General features: G+C 76.6%; 3 protein-coding genes and 1 pseudogene. 3 read left to right on the plus strand and 1 reads right to left on the minus strand.

The annotated features are described in order from the left end of the window. Positions 1–254 (minus strand): annotated as a pseudogene (locus ACWEVO_RS34570) (CDP-alcohol phosphatidyltransferase family protein); the annotation flags it as partial. 91 nt (positions 255–345) lie between these two features. Between ACWEVO_RS34570 and ACWEVO_RS34575 the strand changes: the two are divergent. The 3 genes from ACWEVO_RS34575 to ACWEVO_RS34585 all read left to right on the plus strand — a co-directional run. Beyond that, on the plus strand, positions 346–1,323 hold the full coding sequence (locus tag ACWEVO_RS34575; RefSeq protein ID WP_452311618.1) for a zinc-dependent alcohol dehydrogenase: 978 nt from the start codon (positions 346–348) through the stop codon (positions 1,321–1,323). A 2-nt stretch (positions 1,324–1,325) separates the two neighbouring features. Then, positions 1,326–1,724 carry a 6-pyruvoyl trahydropterin synthase family protein gene (locus ACWEVO_RS34580; protein WP_452311619.1) on the plus strand — a complete coding sequence of 133 codons (399 nt, stop codon included), beginning with the start codon at positions 1,326–1,328 and terminating at the stop codon, positions 1,722–1,724. A gap of 6 nt (positions 1,725–1,730) precedes the next feature. Beyond that, positions 1,731–2,679, plus strand: a 949-nt coding sequence (locus ACWEVO_RS34585; RefSeq protein ID WP_452311620.1) for a glycosyltransferase family 4 protein, incomplete at its 3' end; no start/stop codon positions are given.

The following is a 2,679-nucleotide window of genomic DNA, read 5'->3' on the forward strand; positions in this document are numbered from 1 at the left end:
GCGCCGGCGGCCGCGACCAGGGCCAGCACCGCGCCGACCAGCAGCGCCCGGGTCAGGGTCACCCGGTCCGCCGGACCAAGCCGGTCCGCGCCGGCCCGGCGCAGGCCACGCCGCAGCAGACCGCAGAGCACCACCGCGTACGCCAGGCCGGCGAGCCAGCCCGCCACGCCGAGGCCCACCGTCCCGGCGAGCCCGGAGAGCAGGACGATCTGGACGATCAGCCCGACCAATAGGCCATTTCGAACCGTGGACACCCTGCCTCCGTGTCTAGGATCGACAACCCTGCCCCCAACTACGCGAAAAGTGCCCGTTCGGTTCGGCCCGAAGCGCCGGAGAAGGAGAATCGTGACCGCTGCCGCCCGCGCCTTCTGGCTCCGCGCCCCCGGCGAGGGCGAACTGCGCGCGGTCGACCTCCGCCCGCCCGGCCCCGACGAGGTGCTGGTCCGGACCCGCTTCTCCGGGGTGAGCCGGGGCACCGAGACCCTCGTCTTCACCGGCGGCGTCCCCGCCGACCAGTACGCCACCATGCGCGCCCCGTTCCAGGAGGGCGACTTCCCCGCCCCGGTGAAGTACGGCTACCTCAGCGTCGGCACGGTGGAGGCGGGGCCCGCGGCGTTGCGCGGCCGTACCGTCTTCTGCCTGTATCCGCACCAGACCGCGTACGTGGTCCCGGCCGACACGGTGGTGGTCGTACCCGAACGGGTGCCGGCGGCTCGGGCGGTGCTCGCCGGCACGGTGGAGACCGCGGTGAACGCCCTCTGGGACGCCGCGCCGCTGGTCGGCGACCGGGTGACGGTGATCGGCGGCGGCATGGTCGGCTGCTCGGTGGCCGCCCTGCTGGCCGGCTTCCCGGGCGTCCGGGTGGAACTGGTCGACGCGGACCCGGCGCGGGCCACGGTGGCCGAAGCGCTCGGGGTCGACTTCGCCGTCCCCGGCGACGCGGCCGGCGGGCGCGACCTGGTGGTGCACGCCAGCGCCACCGCCGCCGGGCTGCAGCGTGGCCTGGACCTGCTCCGCCCCGAGGGCACCGTGCTGGAACTCAGCTGGTACGGCGACCGCCCGGTCACCCTCGCCCTGGGCGGCGCCTTCCACAGCCGGCGGCTGCGCATCCGCAGCAGCCAGGTCGGCACCGTCTCGCCCCGGCGGGCCGACCGCAGCTACGCCGACCGGCTGGCGCTGGCCCTGGACCTGCTCGCCGACCCGCGGTTCGACGCGCTGCTCACCGGCCGGTCCCGGTTCGACGAACTGCCCGACGTGCTGGACCGGCTCGCCTCGGGCCGGCTCCCCGCCGTCTGCCACCTCATCACCTACGCCGAGGAGTGATCGTGTTCAGCGTGACCGTCCGGGACCACATCATGGTCGCCCACAGCTTCCGCGGCGAGGTGTTCGGCCCCGCCCAGCGGCTGCACGGCGCCACCTTCGTCGTCGACGCCACCTTCCGCCGGCCCGACCTCGACGACGACGGGATCGTGGTCGACATCGGCCTGGCCACCGAGCAGCTCAAGGCCGTCCTCGGCGAGCTCACCTACCGCAACCTGGACGAGGAGCCGGCCTTCGCCGGGGTGAACACGACCACCGAGGTGCTGGCCCGGACGGTGGCCGACCGGCTCGCCGAGGCGGTCCACGCCGGACGCCTCGGCGAGGGGGCGCGGGGGCTCACCGGGATCAGCGTCACCCTGCACGAGTCGCACGTCGCCTGGGCCGGCTACGAGCGGGCCCTCTAGCCGACGATGAGCGTCGTCCACGTGGTGCTGCCGGGCGACATCGACGACCCGACCAGCCCCAGCGGCGGCAACGGCTACGACCGGCGGGCCTGTCGGGGCCTGGCCGCGCTCGGCTGGGCGGTGCGCCAGCACCCGGTGCCCGGCGGCTGGCCGCACCCGGCGGCGGGGGAGCGGGCCGCCCTCGCCGGGGTCCTCGCCGGGCTCCCGGACGGCGCCCTCGTCCTGCTCGACGGCCTGGTCGCGTCCACCGTCCCGGAGGTGCTCACCCCGCACGCCCGGCGGCTGCGCCTGGTGGTGCTGGTGCACCTGCCGTTGGACGACGAGGCGGAGGCCCGGGCCCTGGCGGTGGCGGCGGGCGTGGTGTGCACCAGCGAGTGGACCCGGCGGTGGCTGCTCGACCGGTACGCGCTGCCCGCCCACCGGGTGTCGGTCGCCGCGCCCGGCGTGGACCCCGCGCCACTCGCCCCCGGCACGCCGGCCGGCGCCCGGCTGCTCTGCATCGCCGCCGTCACCCCGCTCAAGGGCCACGACGTGCTCGCCGCCGCGCTGGCCACGGTCGCCGACCTCGACTGGACCTGCGACTGGGTGGGCGCCCTCACCCGGGACCCCGCCTTCGTCGGCCGGTTGCGCGGGCAGCTCGCCGACGCCGGCCTGACCGACCGGGTACGCCTGTCCGGTCCCCTGGCCGGCGCCGCGGTGGACGCCGCGTACGGCGGCGCCGACCTGGTCATTCTGCCGTCCCGACGGGAGACGTACGGGATGGTGGTGACCGAGGCCCTGGCACGTGGCCTGCCCGTGCTGGCCAGCGACACCGGCGGCCTGCCCGACACGCTCGGGCACGCCCCGGACGGCACCCGGCCGGGGCTGCTCACCCCGCCCGGGGACCCGGCCGCGCTGGCCGCCGCGCTGCGCGGCTGGCTGACCCGGCCGGGGCGGTGGCCCACTACATCTCGAC

Source organism: Micromonospora sp. NPDC003776, from assembly GCF_053605645.1.